14 protein-coding genes and 1 tRNA gene are annotated in these 19221 nt (G+C 35.3%); 8 read left to right on the plus strand and 7 right to left on the minus strand.

All coding sequences use genetic code 11. From position 1 onward, the window contains the following. Positions 1-121 precede the first annotated feature (121 nt). From rseP to pncA, 4 genes are all read left to right on the plus strand, one after another. Positions 122-1438 (plus strand): RIP metalloprotease RseP, encoded by a 1317-nt coding sequence (gene rseP / locus P163_RS02895; RefSeq protein ID WP_034887425.1) that lies wholly within the window; start codon positions 122-124, stop codon positions 1436-1438. Positions 1439-1634: 196 nt separating this feature from the next. Next, positions 1635-1708: transfer RNA gene (locus tag P163_RS02900), tRNA-Asn, on the plus strand. Between the two features lie 252 nt (positions 1709-1960). Further along, entirely contained in the window at positions 1961-3364 is a 1404-nt protein-coding gene (locus P163_RS02910) for a nicotinate phosphoribosyltransferase (protein ID WP_034887429.1), read from the plus strand. A 1-nt stretch (position 3365) separates the two neighbouring features. After that, positions 3366-3977, plus strand: a complete 612-nt coding sequence (gene pncA, locus P163_RS02915) for a bifunctional nicotinamidase/pyrazinamidase (RefSeq protein ID WP_034887431.1) — start codon at positions 3366-3368, stop codon at positions 3975-3977. On the opposite strand, the gene P163_RS02920 is transcribed toward pncA, so the two are convergent. Continuing rightward, positions 3978-5204, minus strand: coding sequence for a cysteine desulfurase-like protein (locus P163_RS02920; RefSeq protein WP_197055420.1), 1227 nt, complete (start codon positions 5202-5204; stop codon positions 3978-3980). It lies immediately after the preceding gene. 232 nt (positions 5205-5436) lie between these two features. On the opposite strand from P163_RS02920, the gene P163_RS02925 reads away from it, so the two are divergent. Then, on the plus strand, positions 5437-6984 hold the full coding sequence (locus P163_RS02925; protein ID WP_034887435.1) for a M20/M25/M40 family metallo-hydrolase: 1548 nt from the start codon (positions 5437-5439) through the stop codon (positions 6982-6984). Between the two features lie 43 nt (positions 6985-7027). Here P163_RS02925 and P163_RS02930 read toward each other — a convergent pair whose 3' ends face one another. The 3 genes from P163_RS02930 to P163_RS02940 all read right to left on the minus strand — a co-directional run bounded on the left by P163_RS02930 (position 7028) and on the right by P163_RS02940 (position 9629). After that, positions 7028-8182, minus strand: a complete 1155-nt coding sequence (locus P163_RS02930) for a DUF3095 family protein (protein WP_034887438.1) — start codon at positions 8180-8182, stop codon at positions 7028-7030. Between the two features lie 86 nt (positions 8183-8268). After that, on the minus strand, positions 8269-8610 hold the full coding sequence (locus P163_RS02935) for a hypothetical protein (RefSeq protein ID WP_034887439.1): 342 nt from the start codon (positions 8608-8610) through the stop codon (positions 8269-8271). Positions 8611-8633: 23 nt separating this feature from the next. Continuing rightward, positions 8634-9629 (minus strand): DUF1028 domain-containing protein, encoded by a 996-nt coding sequence (locus tag P163_RS02940; protein WP_034887442.1) that lies wholly within the window; start codon positions 9627-9629, stop codon positions 8634-8636. A 368-nt stretch (positions 9630-9997) separates the two neighbouring features. On the opposite strand from P163_RS02940, the gene P163_RS02945 reads away from it, so the two are divergent. The 3 genes from P163_RS02945 (at position 9998) to P163_RS02955 (ending at position 12380) form a co-directional block, all read left to right on the plus strand. Further along, complete coding sequence (locus tag P163_RS02945) at positions 9998-10543, plus strand: YSC84-related protein (protein WP_034887444.1); 546 nt, start codon at positions 9998-10000, stop codon at positions 10541-10543. A gap of 140 nt (positions 10544-10683) precedes the next feature. Beyond that, positions 10684-11700 (plus strand): LacI family DNA-binding transcriptional regulator, encoded by a 1017-nt coding sequence (locus P163_RS02950; RefSeq protein WP_034887447.1) that lies wholly within the window; start codon positions 10684-10686, stop codon positions 11698-11700. Positions 11701-11711: 11 nt separating this feature from the next. Next, positions 11712-12380: a haloacid dehalogenase type II gene (locus P163_RS02955; protein WP_034887449.1), complete on the plus strand. Its 669-nt coding sequence runs from the start codon at positions 11712-11714 to the stop codon at positions 12378-12380. On the opposite strand, the gene P163_RS02960 is transcribed toward P163_RS02955, so the two are convergent. Genes P163_RS02960 through P163_RS02970 form a run of 3 tightly spaced genes read right to left on the minus strand, consistent with a single transcriptional unit; the run spans position 12377 to position 19186 of the window. Then, entirely contained in the window at positions 12377-13744 is a 1368-nt protein-coding gene (locus P163_RS02960; protein ID WP_034887452.1) for an FAD-containing oxidoreductase, read from the minus strand. The genes P163_RS02955 and P163_RS02960 overlap by 4 nt on opposite strands. A 33-nt stretch (positions 13745-13777) precedes the next feature. Continuing rightward, positions 13778-15526, minus strand: a complete 1749-nt coding sequence (locus P163_RS02965) for a thiamine pyrophosphate-dependent enzyme (RefSeq protein WP_051931051.1) — start codon at positions 15524-15526, stop codon at positions 13778-13780. 51 nt (positions 15527-15577) lie between these two features. Continuing rightward, positions 15578-19186 (minus strand): metallophosphatase, encoded by a 3609-nt coding sequence (locus P163_RS02970; RefSeq protein ID WP_034887770.1) that lies wholly within the window; start codon positions 19184-19186, stop codon positions 15578-15580. Positions 19187-19221: the final 35 nt, after the last annotated feature.

The following is a 19221-nucleotide window of genomic DNA, read 5'->3' on the forward strand; positions in this document are numbered from 1 at the left end:
TTTTATTAATGGCAGGTTCGCTATTAAAATATAAGTAAAGAATCTGAAGACGCATTAATTAGACTTTTTTAGCAGGGTATAAAAGAGTACTTTTGTGCGATTAAAATTTGAAGTATAAAGCATGGATCCATTTATAATAAAAGCAATACAATTACTATTAAGCTTATCCCTATTGATCGTCTTGCACGAATTAGGACATTTTATTCCGGCGAAATTATTTAAAACGAGAGTAGAGAAATTCTTCCTGTTCTTTGATGTAAAGTTTGCACTCTTTAAAAAGAAAATTGGTGAGACAGAATATGGTATAGGATGGTTGCCCCTTGGAGGTTATGTTAAGATATCAGGAATGATAGATGAGAGCATGGACAAGGAGCAAATGGCAAAACCACCGCAACCATGGGAATTTAGAAGTAAACCGGCTTGGCAACGATTAATTATAATGCTTGGAGGAGTTACTGTGAATTTGGTCTTAGGTTTTCTAATCTATATGATGGTGCTTTTTGTATGGGGTAGCAATTATATTGGACCAGATGATATGCCAAGAGGATTTGCAGTTGCAGATCAATTTAAAGAATTTGGTTTTGAAGATGGCGATAGAATACTTGAAGTAGATGGTAAGGAGATGCAAAATTCTCTAGATATCAATAAACATCTATTTATGCGCGATATTCAAACTATTACCGTGCTACATCAAAATGGTAATGAAGAAACAATTTCAGTACCAGAAGATATAGGTTCTGTAATGTTTCAGGAAGGGGTAATGCAGCCATTTGTACCAATTCAATATGCAGTGGTAGATAGCGTACTTGCAGATAAATCTGCAGGTGCTGCCGGACTTAAAAAAGGAGATAGTATAATATCTCTTAATGATACTGAAATTGGATACTGGCATGAGCTTGCTCCAATAGCCAATGAGAATAAAGACAAGAAGGTAGAACTAGTTTACAAGCGTGATGGAAAGATCCTGAGTGCTGAAGTATCTCCAGATGAAGATGGAATGATAGGTTTTACTTCTAAAAGAGATTTTGACATACAATCTCGCGAATATACTTTTGGAGAAAGTATAGAAGAAGGATTTAACTATGGATATTGGACGCTTCACGATTATGTAGCTCAGTTTAAATATGTATTTACTACTAAAGGGGCAACTCAGGTAGGTGGTTTTGGAGCTATTGGAGGATTATTCCCTGATGGATGGAACTGGCAAGGATTCTGGCTGGCAACAGCATTAATCTCAATTATATTAGCTTTTATGAACATCTTACCAATACCTGCTTTGGATGGAGGGCATGTAATGTTCTTACTATACGAGATCGTAACCGGAAGGCCTCCTAACGAGAAATTTATGGAATATGCACAAATGGTTGGGTTCTTTATCTTAATAGCTTTAGTGTTATTCGCAAATGGGAATGATATTTACAAATGGTTATTTAGCTAGTAGATAGGCTAGTACAAAAAGAGGGAAAATTATTTTTCATTTTGATCAAAAAAAATTAAAATTTCCTTTGTTGTGATTTAAAAAATGACATATATTTGCAACCGCAAAAGAGAAATATTTAAGTCTCCAATGCAGGTCCAGATTAAGAGTTAGGATCTTTAAAATTGAAACGTTCTTAGAATCTTAAAATATATTTTCCTCCTTAGCTCAGTTGGTTAGAGCATCTGACTGTTAATCAGAGGGTCCTTGGTTCGAGCCCAAGAGGAGGAGCAAAAAGCCAGACAGCAATGTCTGGCTTTCTTGTTTTTATATGTTTCGGTTAAATTTCTATTAGATGTTTTGTTACAAAATTCAGATCTTAATGAATTATGCTCTATCATCCTTTCGAGCATCAAAACTTCAGTTTTAATACAACTTTATGCTTTTATAAATCTCTTAAAAAGGCAAAATGGTAAATTTGTAATACCTGAAGTTTAATAAGAAGCCAGGCAGAGCAATCATAACAATTCAAGCTTTAATATTATGATCAATTTTACCGCTACCTATACAGACCAGTATCAATTGGCTATGGCCCAGGTCTATTTTAAAAATGGACAAAAAGACCAAACTGCAGTTTTCGATTATTATTTTAGAAAACTTCCTTTTAAGGGTGGGTTTGCTGTATTTGCCGGTCTTGAAGATCTTCTTGAAAAATTAGAGAATTTAAGCTTTAGTGCAGATGATATTGAATATTTAGAGAAGCAGGATTTTGAACCAGAATTCTTAGAATATTTAAAGAACTTTAAATTTAGTGGTAATATCTATTCTGCTCAGGAGGGTGATCTAGTTTTCCCTAACAGTCCTATCCTGCAATTAGAAGCCAATATTATTGAAGCGCAGATCGTAGAGACAATGCTCCTAAATTTATTAAACTTTCAGACCTTAATAGCTACTAAAGCAAGTAGAATAAGATTGGTGGCTGGAGATAAGATGCTTTTAGATTTTGGCTTAAGAAGAGCTCAGGGGCCAGGAGGTTACTATGCTAGTAGAGCAGCTGTAATTGGTGGATTTAATGGTACCAGTAATGTGGTAGCTGGAAAAGATTTCAATATTCCAGTTGTGGGTACCATGGCACATTCGTTTATTATGAGTTATGATAGCGAATTGGAAGCTTTTAGATCTTTTGCTTCAGGAAGACCGAAGGACTGTGTTCTCTTGGTTGACACCTATGACACTCTTAAGAGCGGTATTCCTAATGCGATAAAGGTTGGGAAGGAAATGGAAGAAAGAGGTCAGAAATTGGCTGGTATTAGGTTAGATAGTGGAGACCTTGCTTATTTAGCAAGAGAGTCTAGAAAGTTGCTAGATGCTGCCGGAATGGAATATGTGAAGATTGCAGCTTCCAATCAACTAGATGAATATGTAATTAAGAGTTTGCTAGAACAAAAGGCAGCAATAGACGTATTTGGCGTAGGAACCAATCTGGTTACAGGAAATCCTGATGCAGCTTTAGATGGGGTTTATAAATTGGCTGTTTCCAATGGAAAAGCTAGAATTAAAATTTCAGAAACATTGGCTAAAGTAACTTTACCAAATAGAAAACAAGTATTCAGAATGATTAATTCGGAAGGAGATCTTATTGGAGTAGATGCCGTTTGTCTAAGAGAGGAGTCTAATGTAACTCGTATTTTCGATCCAAAGGAGCCAATCAAATCTATGACAGTTAAAGATCTTCAGAAAGAAGAAGTTTTACACTGGATCATGAAAGATGGAAAAAGAACACAAGCTTCAAGATCACTAAATGAAATTGCTGCTTATGTTACCTCTAATTTAAAAAGATTACCGGCAGAATATAAAAGATTCAATAATCCGCATATATATAAAGTAGGGATAAGTCAGGAACTCAAAGAGGAGCGAGAAAAACTATTGGCTAAATATCAGGAATAAGATGAAGACGCTAATAATTATAGACGTACAAAATGATTTTCTACCCGGAGGTTCTCTTGCAGTTCCAAAAGGAGATGAAATTATAGATCTTATTAATGCATTTCAGGAGAAGTTTGATCTAATAATTGCAACTCAAGATTGGCACCCAGCCGGTCATTCCAGTTTTGCTGCAAATCATTTAGGTAAAGAAGAATTCGAAACTATACAATTGCACAACCAAGAGCAGGTATTATGGCCTATACACTGTGTTCAGAACTCTCATGGTGCAGCTTTTAGTTCGTCGCTTCAAACTTCAAAGATCGAAGCTGTTTTTAGAAAAGGGATGAATCCAGAGATTGATAGCTATAGTGGTTTTTTTGATAATGCCCATGCTAAATCTACAGGTCTTGCTGGGTACTTAAAAGAGAAAAATGCAGAAGACCTCTATTTTTGCGGTCTTGCTGCAGATTACTGTGTTTATTTTTCTATTATGGATGCTTTAAATATAGGTTTTAGCACCACCTTAATAGAAGATGCTACCAGAGCAATAGATCCCTCAAAATTTAAAGATCTAAAGGAGAACATACTTCAAAAAGGGGGAAAGATTGTTGAGAGCAAAAACTTGTTATATTAATTAGAAGATCTTTTTAAAGGCTGTTATAAGTTTGTCAACTTCTTCCTCTGTGTTATAATGAACTAAACTTATTCTAACCACTCCGTGTTTATCTTCTAGATTGAGGTCTTGTATGAGTTTTTTTGCGTAAAAGTCGCCAAAGCGAATTCCAATCTTTTCGTGATCCATTTTTCTAACAATATCAGAACTCATAAATGAATTGTGAACAAAGGCAATAGTGGGAACTCTTTTATTCTTGTCTCCAGAAGTGTTTCCGATAATTTTAATTTCCTCTACAGAATTTAAATAATTAAGCAATCTGGCAGCCAATACCTCTTCATAAATAGCCACCATATCAAAGCTTGTATCATATTTTTCGGGAACAGATAGCGCTGTTTTACCATCCAAATGATGATCTGCCATTTCTTCAAAATATTCTAAAATTCCTTTAAGACCATAGGTCAGTTCAAAATTGAAATTCCCTGGCTGAAATTTATATGGAACATCGTCTGGCTTAAAAAAGTAATGATTTATACCTGGCATATTTGTAAGTAGATGTAATTTTCCATACATCAATGCTAAATGTGGGCCATATACTTTATACCAGCTAAATGTATAGAAATCTACATCCCAATCCTGTACATCAACTTTTCTATGAGGCGCATACGCAACGCCATCTACACAAATTAAAGCTCCAGCTTCATGTACGATTTTAGCAATTTTTTTAATAGGATTAATTGTTCCCAGAACATTAGAGGTATGAGTTACTGCAACAAGTTTGGTCTTATTAGATAGCAATGCTTTCAAGTCTTTATTTTCCAATTCAAAACTTTTTGGATCAATCTTCCAGACCTTGATCTTAATACCTTTTTTCTCAAGATCTGTCCAGCAGGAAACATTGGCCTCATGGTCTGAGTTGGTTACAATTACTTCATCACCTTCCTTCCAGTTCTGACTAATAGAGAGGCTTAATATTCTTAGCAACATGGTAGTTGAAGGTCCAATTACAACTTCATTTTTGTGGTTAGCATTTATAAATTCTGCAATGCTACTAGTGGTTTTTGCCAATCTTTCTCCAGCTTTTTCAGATACAGCATAGGATGCTCCTAATTGAACATTGGAGTTTATAAGATAGTCGTTAATATAATCTACAGTACTTCCTAAAATTTGAGAGCCACCAGCGTTATCCATAAAAATGAAATTATTCTTTAATGCAGGGAATTTTGATCTTATATATTTTATATCCATCAGTATGATTTTAATTTTTATAAAAATGATAGTAAAATTTAATAGGTACTAAAGCCGCTTTTAGAAACCTTTTGCTATGTTATTTCAATCCTTCAAACTCGAAATTACAATATTTCTCACAGACCTTTCCTTGCGAGGATCTACTTAATGTAAAGAGATAGATTTCACAACTTTCAGTTTCCAATAAATAAGAATATATTTGAGAAACTGATAATTAACCAAACCATTTTTTATGAAGAATAAATTCTTACTCATTACTTCCTTCTTGTTTTCTAGTGTAATATTTGCTCAAGATCAAGAAGTTGTTGTTCAGAATATAGTGAAAGAAGCCACAGAGAATTCTAATTTAGAAGCTTTGGGTCATGAGCTTTTAGATGTTGTGGGGCCGCGTTTAGTTGGAACTCCAGAAATGAAACAAGCTCATGATTGGGCGGTAAATAAGTATAAATCTTGGGGCATCTCTGCAGAAAATGAGCAATGGGGAGAATGGCGAGGATGGCAAAGAGGAATTACACACATAGATCTTATAGAACCTAGAGTGAGAAGTTTATCGGGAATGCAATTAGCATGGAGCCCAAATTCTGGAAAAAAACCAATCATTGCAGAAGTTGTTATACTTCCAGAAGCTAAAGATTCTACCAATTTTGCAAGTTTACTAAGTGGAGTTAAAGGAAAGTTAGTGATGATCTCTATGCCAGAGATTACGGGAAGGCCTGATGAAAATTGGAAAGAATTTGCAACAGATTCTTCTTTTGCAAAACTAAAGGAAGATAGAAAGATACAATCTGAAGCTTGGTCTGATAGATTAACCAAAACTGGATATACAAACCGTACCATAGCAGAAGCTTTAGAAAAAGCGGGTGCCGCAGGGATTGTTACGTTAAACTGGTCTAGAGGATTTGGAGCAAACAAGATCTTTTCTGCTTCTACCAAAAAAATTCCAACCATAGAACTTTCGTTAGAAGATTATGGAATGGTTTACAGATTAGCAGAATATGGAGATAAACCAAAATTAAGTGTGGTAGCAGAATCTAAAGAATTAGGAGCAGTACCAGCTTTTAATACTATAGCGACTATTAAAGGAACAGAAAAGCCGGAAGAATATGTTATTCTATCTGCACATTTTGATTCATGGGATGGAGCTACCGGCGCTACAGATAATGGGACTGGTACTATGGTTATGATGGAAGCCATGAGAATACTTAAAAAAATGTATCCAAACCCAAAGCGTACTATTATTGCAGGGCACTGGGGAAGTGAGGAGCAGGGACTTAACGGTTCTAGAGCTTATGTAAAGGATCATCCAGAAATTGTAAGCAATATTCAGGCAGTTTTCAATCAGGATAATGGTACCGGAAGAGTTGTAAATCTTTCTGGTGGTGGATTCTTGAATTCTTATGATTATTTAGGACGTTGGTTGGAAGCAGTTCCTTCTTCTATTAGTGATGAGATTGAAACTAGTTTTCCCGGAATACCAGGTGGCGGTGGATCAGATTATGCATCTTTTCTAGCTGCAGGAGCTCCAGCTTTCAGTTTAAGCTCATTAAACTGGTCTTATTGGAATTATACTTGGCACACCAATTTAGATACGTATGACAAGATTGTATTTGATGATGTTAGAAGTAACGTAATTCTTACCGCAATTATGGCGTACATGGCTAGTGAAGATCCGGAGATGACCTCTAGAGATAGAAGGGTTTTACCATTAAATAAACGTACTGGCGAGCAGATGACATGGCCAGAGGCTAGAGATGCTACTAGAAAAGGTGGTTTAGACTAAATTATTTAAAGTTTAAGATAATTACAGCAAACCAACTAGAGAATTATTTGTTCTTTAGTTGGTTTGCTGCTTTTGTATACCCACCTCCGGCACCATCTACAAAGTGAATATGATCATCTATTTTGAAATCTCTAACATAACAAGACATTACACTCTGCTCACTTACATGTAAACCATATTTTATTTTCCCCTTCTCTTCTAAATTATCTAAATAGGAAGCTAGTGATTTTCTTTGCTGAGGTGTTCCGGTAATTACAGTATTAATTCTCCCGTCTATAGTTAAGGTATCTGTAAGTTCTACCAGTTTTTGAAGATAAGTTTTTCCTGCTAACGTATTGCTCCAGTAATATTTTCCAATTACGGTAGTATACCAATTCTTGATTAGATAGAACAGGTCATACTTGCCTAATTTAGTTCGCATTTCCTCATTCAGTTTTCTAAGGCTTGCTTTTAAATTCAAGCGTTTTACAGAAATAGGTTTTCTACGGTCTAGAGATCCGTATATCGTGTCTATGGAATGAAGAACCTTAGAAAATACTTCAGAAGGATCTGTGTTCTTAGAGGCGGTTACAATTAAGCTAACCACTTCCTGATTTGAATTTGGCGGACTTATCTTATCCCATTTGCACTCCATTCCTTCAAGATCCAGTAGGTCTGGAATTTTGTTGTCTACATTATCAGAACTACTATATCTTGCTTTAATCTTATTTTCTGCATATTGTAGACCCTCTCCAAGTACAACGGGAATAGTAAGTATCTCACTTATTTTTACTTTTAAGAGCTCTAATGAGATCCCTTTGCTATAAATGTCTTTAATAGGAAGCGCTCCTATTTTAAGTTCCAGACCGAAATTCTCTTTTGTATTTATTCTATGCTGATTAAGCGCTGCCATGGCACTTTGTAGTAATTCATTAGGAATTAACATGGTGGCGCCATCGCCTCCAAAGAAAAAAGGAATGGTTATATTTTTTGAATATGCCAAATTGAGTATAGCAATTACAGTGCCCGTAGCAACTAAATTTATTTGATCGTGCTTACCTGTTCTAACGGCTTCTGTAGAATTTTTAATATCTGCGGCAAGTGCATACCAATCTTCAGGAATTTTTGAAAAAAGGGCTTTATTAGCAACCAGATCACTTATAGAACCAGAATGTAAATCGAGGCTGGAATAAAAGTGAAGACTGGAGGTATTTGCCATAATTTTCAAATTTTAGTCGTTGGTTTAACTAAAAGATTTCCCCTACTTTCATTTAAAGAAAATTAGGGGCAGAATTTTCTTTTGGCTTAGTTTAGATCTGCACCTACAGGCTTAGAGCAATCGTGCCCTGGTTGTCCATGAGGAGGATTCTTCTTTTCATCTGCTGGGTACTTGTTAGTCTTCAGAAAGTCATTGTTTTGCTGAATTTGTGTTTTTGAAGCCTGATCTAGCGAAGCGCCAACCGGAAGATCACATCTATGTCCCGGTAATCCATGTTCAGGATTTAAATTACTTGCGGTTTCTTTGTTGTTGCTAGTGGTTTCAGTTTTTGGAGTGGTTACAACTTCTTCTTCCTTTTCCTCTTTACAACTAACTAGGGCTATCAAACTAAAAGCCACTAATGTACTTTTTATAATGTTAGATTTCATAAGCTTTATATTTTAGTAAGTACTTAATTTACTATTCTAGATAATTCTTCTTCTGTAATGTTTAAAAGATCTGAGGCGGGAAGTCTTGTTGTCATCTCTCTCCAGTTATCGTCTTCTTGAAAAATAGCTTTAAAAACAGGGATAGCTTCTTCCAGTCTATCGCTATTGGCTAAAGCTACAGCTTTCCAATATCTCATCTCTAGATTTTCCGGAAATAAAGATTCTGCTTTTCCATATTGCTTTAAAGCCTCATCTACATTTTTAGCTTCTACAGCTAGATCGCCTTTATTCATATATTCATAAGCGCGAGCCACTTTTAGCAATCTTTCTAGTTCTATTAAAGGCTCACCGCTATCATCTACGCGAAGGTCTATTTTTTTATCTTCCCAGGAGTTCTCAACTTTATTAGGTCCTACTACTATAAGAGCCGCAGATTGCCTTCCGCGAATATCACCTCCGGCTGCTTGCGCTGCTTGTAATACTTTTACAACCCTTTCTGCTAAAGGAAGATTAGAATTATCTTTAAAAGCTTTCGCCATTGCCGGAACTATCTCATCATTCAGCATCATGTTTGCTTGCACAGAGAAATTATCTCCTACATGTTGAAGTGCAGATTCCACACATTTTTCTCCTGTAAATGCAGAAGCTTTTCCTTGAGCATCTAAGAAAGCTACCTGTCTGTAATCTTTAGCTTCATCTTTACTAACAAGTTCTTTTAAAGCTACCGCAGCAGATTTTCCTTTTTGCATTAGGTCTAATCCATTAGGACCATAAGCAGGATTTACAAAAGACTGTGTTGCTACTACTCCTACACCAGATCTTCCCCATGGCACCAGTGCGCCAACAGAGAACCAATGACTTTGAACTCCTACGGCCATTTCTCCGGTAATAGAGTCTCGAGCTACAATAGAAAAGGTATGAGCAAAGGGGTCTTTCATTACAGAGGGGTTTTGTGCCTTGCTACTGTTTGAACATAGCTGCAAGAATATGGCAGGTAATAATAATAGATACTTTTTCATTTATGATCGTTTCAGCTAAAATAAAGAATTTTTAAGTGAAGTTACTTCCGCTAAATTTTAAATCTATTAGTATAGCTTTAATAAATCCCACCTCAGAAATTCATTCTGAAAATTTGATCACTGTATTCTGAATTATTAGCACTGAAAAACAAAGACCTGCAAATCATAAAGTTAGTTTTTGATTTGTGCTTAAGTTACCTGAAAATCATTAATCATATAATACCCCTATGTGCTATTTCATATAACCAAATGGGAAACATGCTTTAACAAAAATTTTTCACAATGTGTTAAGTATTAGACAATAGCAATGCGGCATGGGCAGCTGTTTAATATATTTGCAGTATAATTCAACCAAAAATAAATTATATATGAAAGCTAAAAATTTAATACTTAAACCACTTTCTGCATTTGTACTATTACTTGTATTAGCAAGTTGTGGAGCATCAAGATTAAGTGAAGATCAATTAGTGTCAGATTCTGTTAAAGCGAAAGCTACAATATCTGAAGGACATCAAAACATTCAAGAGTTATTTACATCTTCTGCAGGATATGCAATATTCCCCAATGCAGGAAAAGGTGCTTACATTATAGGTGGTGCTTCGGGTAATGGTACGGTATATGAAAATGGTACTTTAGTTGGATATTCTAATATGAAACAAGTAGATGTTGGACTTCAGGCTGGAGGAAAAGCATTTATCGAAGTTGTATTTTTCCAAACGGAGGATGCTTTGAACAAATTTAAAAATGGAACTTATACATTATCTGGAAATGCTTCTGCTGTAATAATTGAGCAAGGGGCTTCTAGAGAAGTAAGTTTTGTAGATGGAGTTGGAGTTGCAACTATGCCAAAAGCAGGTGCAATGGCCGGAATATCTGTTGGAGGACAAAAATTTGAATTCCGTTCTCTTAAATAAGAGTTGTTAATTCAAAATAAAATCCCTCGTAGAATACTTTCTTCGAGGGATTTTTTTTGTTTTATCAAATTAGTTCAGAGATAATCAAGTTTTTAAGAGTTAGTTCTTTAATTTTAACGCTTATCATTTTTTTGCTGTCTATGAGATCTAAAATAACCCTAAAAGAGCTGGCTAAATTATTAAACGTATCTGTATCTACAGTTTCTAAAGCCTTGAATGATAGTTCAGAAATAAGTCCGAAGACCGTTAAAAGAGTCAAAGAATTAGCTGCCTTGCATAATTACAGGCCTAATCCAACAGCAGTAAATCTTAAGCGAAATAGAACAGGAAATATTGCGGTAATTGTTCCGAATATTTCGAATACCTTTTTTGCGAAAGTTTTAGGTGGAATTGAGATTGAGGCCAGAAAACTTGGATTTCAACTTATCACTTATATCTCTAATGAGTCTTTAAAATTAGAACAGCAAATTACCGAGTTAATATCGAATGGTTTGGTAGATGGTTTATTAATTTCTGTTTCGGAAGAAACTCAAAAAGAAGAGAATTTTGAGCATTTACATAGGTTAAATGAATACGAAATTCCAATTGTACTTTTTGACAGGATTAATATAGATATAGATCTAGATAAAGTTGGGGTAAATGATAAAGCAAGTATTTATGATGCTGTTAAATTCTTACACTCTAAAAATCTGAAGAAGATAGGACTTGTTTCTGCTTTAGGAGATATAGGTTTAGGAAAATTGAGAGTTCAGGGTTATTTAGATGCCTGCAAAGACCTTAATCTTCCTGTAACTAAAGACTATGCAATTGCATCTACAGAAATACCCGTGGTTAAGCAACAATTAAAGAAGCTTCTGCTAGAAGAAAGGGTAGAAGGTATTATAGCGTTAGATTATTTAAGCACTTTACTTGCTTCAAGGATCATTCAGGAAAACGGACTCAGAATTCCTGAAGATGTGAAAATGATAGGGTACGTAACAGATGATTTTGCGCCTTTGTTATGGCCTTCTATAAGCTACGTAGACCAACATCCACAGAAAATAGGAGAGAAGGCCGCTACCTTACTTATAGACAGAGTGAATAAGGTTCAGAATAAATCTCCAGAAAAGGCTATTATTAATACAGAATTTGTTCATTTAGATTCTACTAAATTTTAGAACACTCCAAGATGTTAGCACCAAAACTTTTGATATTCGATGTAAATGAGACCTTGTTAGATATGCAACCGCTCAAAGATTCCATTAATAAGGCTTTAGAGAATCCTTATGCTTTTGATATTTGGTTTACGCAATTGCTTCAATATTCTTTAGTGGAAACAATTACCGGCACCTATCACGATTTTAGTGAGATTGCAGCAGGAGTTTTTAAGATGACAGCACAAAAACTTGAAAAAGACTTTTCAGACAATGAGATTAAGCAGATTCTTAGCAAGATATCAGAATTGCAACCACATGAAGATGTGCCGCAAGGTTTAGAAAATTTAAAGGAGCAGGGATATATACTGGTAGCGCTTACTAATGGTAAGCCACGTGTAGCGCTAGAGCAATTGGAGTATGCTGGATTGAGCTCTTATTTTGATAAAATACTAAGTGTAGAGGTGGTAAATAAGTATAAACCTGCGCCAGAAACTTATAACTATGTAACTAAAATGTTTACGGTAGCTAATTCTGAAGCGATGCTAGTGGCAGCTCATGGCTGGGATATTACAGGAGCAAAACGTGCAGGCCTGAGAACAGCTTTTGTAAATAGACCTGGAAAATCGCTGTATCCACTAGCAGAATCTCCAGATCTTAATATTTCTACTATTTTGGAATTAGCCAATTCTTTAAATCGCTAATCTAAGTCCTTAAGATTTTCTAACATTGTAGGTATCAACTCGCTTACTGTTGGATGTATATGTACAGCATCTCTAATAACAGTATATGATGCATCTGCGTACATGGTATCTATAATGCTATGAATATATTCATCTGCTCTTACGCCAAGAAAAGTAGCACCTAAGATTTTATCTGTTTTAGCATCAATAAAGATCTTTAGTTTGCCTTGGGTTTCTCCCATTTCTTTAGCGCGTCCAATTTTATTCATAGGCATGGATGCAACTTTAGCTTTGATGCCTTTATCTTTTATATCTCTCTCATTCATTCCTACACGGGCAATGGGAGGATCTATAAACGCAGCATAGCATAAATATCTATCAGATAAATTTCTTTTCTTTTCTTCAAAAAGATGAGAATTCACAATTTGATAGTCGTTATAAGAAGTGTGTGTAAAGCCACCTTGACCATTGCAGTCTCCAAGAGCCCAAATATTATTTACATTTGTTCTCAGCGCTTCATCTACTTTAATGTTACCTCTTTCATCGGTTTCTACTCCGGCCTTTTCTAGGTTAATTAGATCTGTATTGGGAATCCTTCCTGCAGCTAATAATAAATGAGTACCCAAAATAGGAGTATTATCTTCCTCACATTCATGAGTTACCTCAATTTGATCTCCAACTTTTTTTGCACTTATACAATTAGAATTTAGTTGAATATGAATGTCTTCATTCTTAAAGATATTAGCTATAGACTCTGCAATATCTTGGTCTTCATGTTTTAAAAGTGTATCTCCGCGATCTAAGATGGTTACTTTACTCCCAAACCGTCTAAACATTTGAGCAAATTCTAAACCTATATATCCACCTCCAACAATAATAAGATGTTCCGGTATTTCTTCAAGCTGTAAAATACTTTCATTGGTAAGATAATCTACCTCTTTAAAGCCCTCTGGAATTCTGGGTCTACCCCCAACGTTTATATAGATCTTATCTGCAGTGTATTCTTTACCATCAACTTCTACGGTAGTGTTATTTACAAATTTTCCGGCTCCTTCTATAAGAGTAATATGATCATTATCTGAGATCATTTTATTAATTCCATCGCGAGAATCCTGAACTATCTTGTCTTTCCTATTTTTTATCTTTTTAAGATCAACCTGAACTTCACCTTTAATAGTTATGCCAAGTTCATCACTATTATTAGCCACATATGCTCTTCTTGCACTTGCAACATAGCTTTTAGTAGGAGTACAGCCAACATTTACACAAGTTCCACCTACAAAGCCTTTTTCAATAATGGCTACTTTTAATTTGTTCTTAGCCAAACTGGCAGCTAAAGGAACTCCTGCTTGCCCTGTACCTATAATAATCGCGTCAAATTTCATGTATGTATATTTTAATAGATCGAGAACAGCCGTTTATTTATCAAAATAAGCTTTAAGTTCTTTCTTTAAATTTTCCCATTGCTTTTTATCTCCTGTAATGGCTTGTGCTCCTTCTTTAATCTTAGAGGTACCAAAGCCTATTATTTCTTTTAGACCAATATGTGGAGGTAATGATAATTCTCCACTGCTTACAACAGCATCTATAATAAATGGCACTTTGCTGTGTTTTGCTTCAAGTATTGCACTTTCTATATCTTTTGCATTTTCTACTCTTACGCCATCGCCACCGCAAAGTTTTGCATATTCTGCAAAGTTTACGTTAGTCTCGTGCAAAGCATCTAGTGCGGGTTCTAAACCGGCTTCTTCCATCTCAAGTTTTACAAAGCTCAGTTCAGAATTATTAAAAATGATCACCTTTATAGGTAATTTATATCTTACCGCAGTTATAAAATCTTGCATTGCCATATTAAATGCTCCATCTCCAGATAATGCCCAGATTTCTTTTCCCGGATGTGCGAACTGCGCCCCAATTGCAGCAGGTAATCCAACAGCCATAGATCCATGATTAAAAGAACCTATTATTTTTCTGTTTGAGTGGAACGAAATATGGTGGGAAGCCCATATTGCAGAGGTTCCTGTTTCTACGGTGAAAATAGCAGAATTGGAAGCATGGGTATTCACCATATCTGCAAAAATTTGGGGATGCAGTGGTTTATTATCTCTAGAAACCGAAGCTTCCTCTTTCATGTTCTGCCTCCATTTTTTGAAATTCTTGGTTAATGTGTTTAGAAAATCATCTTCCGTCTTTACGTCAATTAAAGGTAAAACCTGAGTAAGAAATTCTTTTACGTCTCCATGAACTCCAACATCTACAGAAGTTCTATTACCAATATTCTCTTCGCGAATATCTACCTGAATGGTTTTTGTGCCGTGTGGAAGAAAATCTATGTAGGGGAAATCTGTGGCTAGCATAATTAGCAGATCACATTTCATTACTGCACTATATCCTGAAGGATTTCCAATTAAACCGGTTAGACCCACTACATTTTCTGTGTCATGGTCAAATACATCACAAGCTCTAAGCGTATGTGTAATAGGCGCTTTTAATTTTCGTGATAGTTCTAGCACCTCTTTTTTGGCAAGTCTACATCCTTCTCCTGCTAGAATTCCGATATTCTTAGCGTCATTGATAGCTTTTGCAGCCTTCTGGACAGAATTTTTTCCGGGGACCAGTGTAGCATCAGAATGAAAAATTGGGTGAATGAATTCTTCACTCTTAGCATCCATTTCAGCAATATTTGCAGCTATCTCAATTCGGCATACCGTATTATGAGCAACCGCAATCTGAATTGCTTTTTGCATAATCATGGGGGCTTCTTCTGGAGATCTAATAATGGCCTGATATTCACAAACATCTGCAAAAACCTTTTCCAAATCAACTTCTTGAAAGAAATTAGTGCCTTGCTGGCGTTGCGGAACCTGCCCGGTAATTGCAATTACAGGAGTGCGTTCTTTTTTAGCATTATAGAGTCCGTTAATTAAATGTAAGGCTCCGGGTCCTACAGTTCCTGCGCAAACTGCAAGTTTGTTGGTGGTAATACTTTGGCCAAAAGCGGCAAAAGAGGCATTACCTTCATGCTTCATCCCTATCCAGCTTACATCTTCCCTACCTTCTATGGCGCTAACAAAAAAATTTAAAGCATCTCCGGTAACTCCGTAAACACGATCTACCCCTTCATTAACAAGGATATCCAATAATTGTTCTGATACGTTTCTGCTCATCATTCATTATTTTTGTAGTGAATTCAGACAGATTCTAATCAATTGCTATTCTTAGAATTTAAATCCGAATGTAAAAATTACTCTGCTTCCTTCTTCACTGGTATAATATCCTACATTTCCTGTAAAGGCACTAAATCCATTTACAAAAATAGACCCTCCATAACTTTGGTGCCATTTATCAGAATTGTCTATATCATCCCAAATTCTACCATAATCATAACCTAAGGTTGCTCCCAGCCTAATTGGAATGAAGTTGGTTTTAAATTTGGCAAAACCTACTCGTAGATCTGTACTTTGATAGATTGCAGATCTCCCATTAAATCTTTCATTTCTGTAAGCTCTTAAGCTATTATTACCCCCTAAAGTAGCTGCGTGATAGAATTCATAATTGTCTCCAAGAACAAATTCACTTCCAATCTTAGTTGCTAGCACTGCTACACCACTGGGGTGTATAGGGTAGTCTATAGAAACTGCCGGTTTTATATATGCAAAATGATTATCATTACCATCAATATTCTTTTTGTATCCGGTAGTAATGTCAAACTGCATTCCGGCATTAGGGAAAGCAGGGTTATTAGCTTTATTTAGGTATTGGTAACTTACCTCTCCACCGGCATAGATCTGTTCTTCATAAATATCATTTGGCGCAGGAAAATCCTGAGTAATAAATCTATCGTCATTATTAGAAACTTCCATACCCTCAATCATAGGAGTAATCATAAACCTACTACCTCTATTGTTCTTCCAAATTAAAGATGGTGCAAATCTCCATTGTTCAATATTAACACGATTATAATCTAAAGACACATCGTTTTCATCATAACTAGTTCCATTTCCTTTACCAAAATAGTTCATGGTAAAATTAGGACTGGTATAAAGTGCTTCAATTCCTAAGTTCCAGTTATAAAAGATATGTGCAAATTCTCCATTGTACTGAAATTCCCAACCTTGAGTAGCAAAATAATAGTTTAATGCCACTTTATGTTGTGTGGTAAATGGGTTTTTTGCAAGACCGTATGTGGTGTAGGTATCAGATAATCCGGCTTTAAGTCCAGCGTCTGTGCTGAAGCTTAGATTTGGGAAGATCTTATTCTGGGAATATTTTCTATTGGTATAATCGTAGTTATTTACTTCATAAGAATCTGTAAGCCATTTGTGAGTTCCAGGATTTTTGATGGTATTATCTTTACTCTTATAATCATAGACTTTAGCATTCCTAGTATTTTCAAAATCGTAGATATCATGCTCTTCACCTCCTAAAACTTTAAGTTTTATAGGGTTATTTCCATCTCCAACAATTTTAAATTCATCATCACCATCCAATCCATAGATCCAGATTTCCTTGGTATCATTAGCATTATAGCTATTTTTAAATACCACTTTATCTTTATTTGAAATAGAAATAGAGGTTATACCATCTTTCTCTCGAGTAATAAGAAATTTATCATCTTCTTCTGTACCAATAAGCACATCAAACTTATTTAAATGATCAAAATATTCCTGTGCAACCTCTTTTAAATTATCTCTTCTTTGTTTAAGAAGCATTTTAATTTTTTCAATGCTATCATCCTTCACATCTTCCGGAAGATTATTAAATGCTTCATCTATTTGGGCATCTGTAAGATTCTGTTGAATGTAAGTTACCTGATCTTCCCAATCTTTCCAGTCTGAAGTAGTGATAAGTGCATTATCTAAAGTATAAGCTGCAAAGTTGAACCATTTTACACTTTTAAGTGGTTTCTCAAAAGTTTGCATTGCTCTAAAAATTGGTACTCCCAATTTAATAAGTGGAATTATAGGTCCGTCATATTTTGAAAATGCCTGATCTCTATCTCTAGGTATTGGCTGATACATCTTTCTTCCGTCTTCCTGCTCAAATTCTGCCCATCTCCATTGATCAAAATGTCTATCCCAGTCTCCAATGAGCATATCAAAAAGTCTGGCTTTTATATAAGCATCCTCGTTTACGTAAGCGTCTTTGGATTCTTGTAATTCTTCTAATAGATCTGTAGTGCTTAGAATATCATCTGCATTACCAAAGATCTCAAATTCTTTATTTTCGTCTCCCACATGTTCTTCCAACATGTAAAGTTCATCTCCATATTCATCATTAAATATCCCAAGACCTTTTTGTTTAGGCACATAATAGATCTCCGGGTTAGCGTGTAGAATATTAAGATCTTTAGAAAGATCATTTACCGCAAAAGGAGCATAAGGGTGAGAAGTAGTATAATAATCTTCTACAATTCTTTCTGCTACTGTATTTTGAAGATAATCTCCTACGTAATGGTCTTTAATGCTGCTTTGAATAAATCTTACGGCGCTCTTTTTTAAAGCTCTTAGCGTATATTCATTTTCATTATCATTGATCAAGCGTAAAGATCGGGATTGATGCCCTCCACCTTCGGAAATTGGTCTCATATTGTTTGGTAGATCTTCCAAAAATAAGACTGGGGCCTCTATTTTTTTACTGTAAATTTCTCTGTAATGATCTCCCCAAACCCATTTATAGAAACCTGTTTTATCTGTTTCTTCGTCTGTATAGACAGAAGCTGCTTTTGTTTTACCATATTCTGTTCTTGGTCTATAGCTCACTTCATCTAAGGTAGTTCTTTGTCTTTTTATATTCTTTGTGAATATTAATTCTGAAGTATTGCCAGATACAGCGTAAAAATCTACCACAGAGCTACCATCTTTATAGATAGTAAGCTTAGCATACCCATTTTTATCTGATGCGAAATGTCCTTCTTTATGGATCTTAGCTTTTTGAGTTGAAGTAGCTGCACCACTAATAATTTGTGGAACTTCATGATGATCTAGATATTGCAAGTTTCTATCCTTTCCAGACACAAAGATCACATCTTCAAACTCTCTAGCTATTGCTTCCAGTCTATCATGCAATTCTCTTTGTTGCTCGTTATGGAATGTTTGCGATGAAAATCCTCCAATCTTATTGATCAACCCGAATTTAGTGTTGGTAAGAATAGGATCATGTATAGCAACTATAATCGTTTTTCCCTGTCCGTCTTTTAATTCATCTCTAAATTCAATGAAGAATTGTTCGCGTGTTTTAAGATCACATTTGTTATTGATATATGGGTAATTATCCCAGTCTTCCAGAAACCATTGAGAATCTATCATGATCATGGCAATATCATCATTGATATTCTCACTTTCTAGTGCGCATCCATCATTTGGCCAGAATTTGGCTTTACTGTTATCCTGTAAAAAGGACTCTAGATCATCTAAAGCTTTGTGACCTTTCTTATTCCATTCATTCTCACCAGGAGTAAAGATGATTTCCCCATTAAAATCTTTTAAAGGTTGTAGTAAGTTCTTTTGAAGATATTCTTCCTCTTCTTTCCTTTTTTCATGATTCTTTTGATATCCATGCTCTCTGGTTAAGTTTCCAACTATGAGGGCAGTAGCAGCATCATCCTTTTGCGAAGCAATTGTTATTTGCTTAAGTATCTGTTGAGATATATCAGAATCATCTACACCTGTGTTAGCAGTGATATAGAAAGCTCTAGAAATCTCCTTATTTTCTGAAGATCTTACAACCTGAGCGAAAGTTGAATTTACAAGTAATATGATTAAGATAAAAAGTAATTTCTTAATTGATGCTATTTTGCAGATTATTGGGGTAAATGTTTTATCCATAGAGATTTGTGTAAGTGTGATAATGCTTAAATTTT

The sequence above is a fragment of the Gillisia sp. Hel_I_29 genome (assembly GCF_000744275.1).
Taxonomy (GTDB): domain Bacteria; phylum Bacteroidota; class Bacteroidia; order Flavobacteriales; family Flavobacteriaceae; genus Gillisia.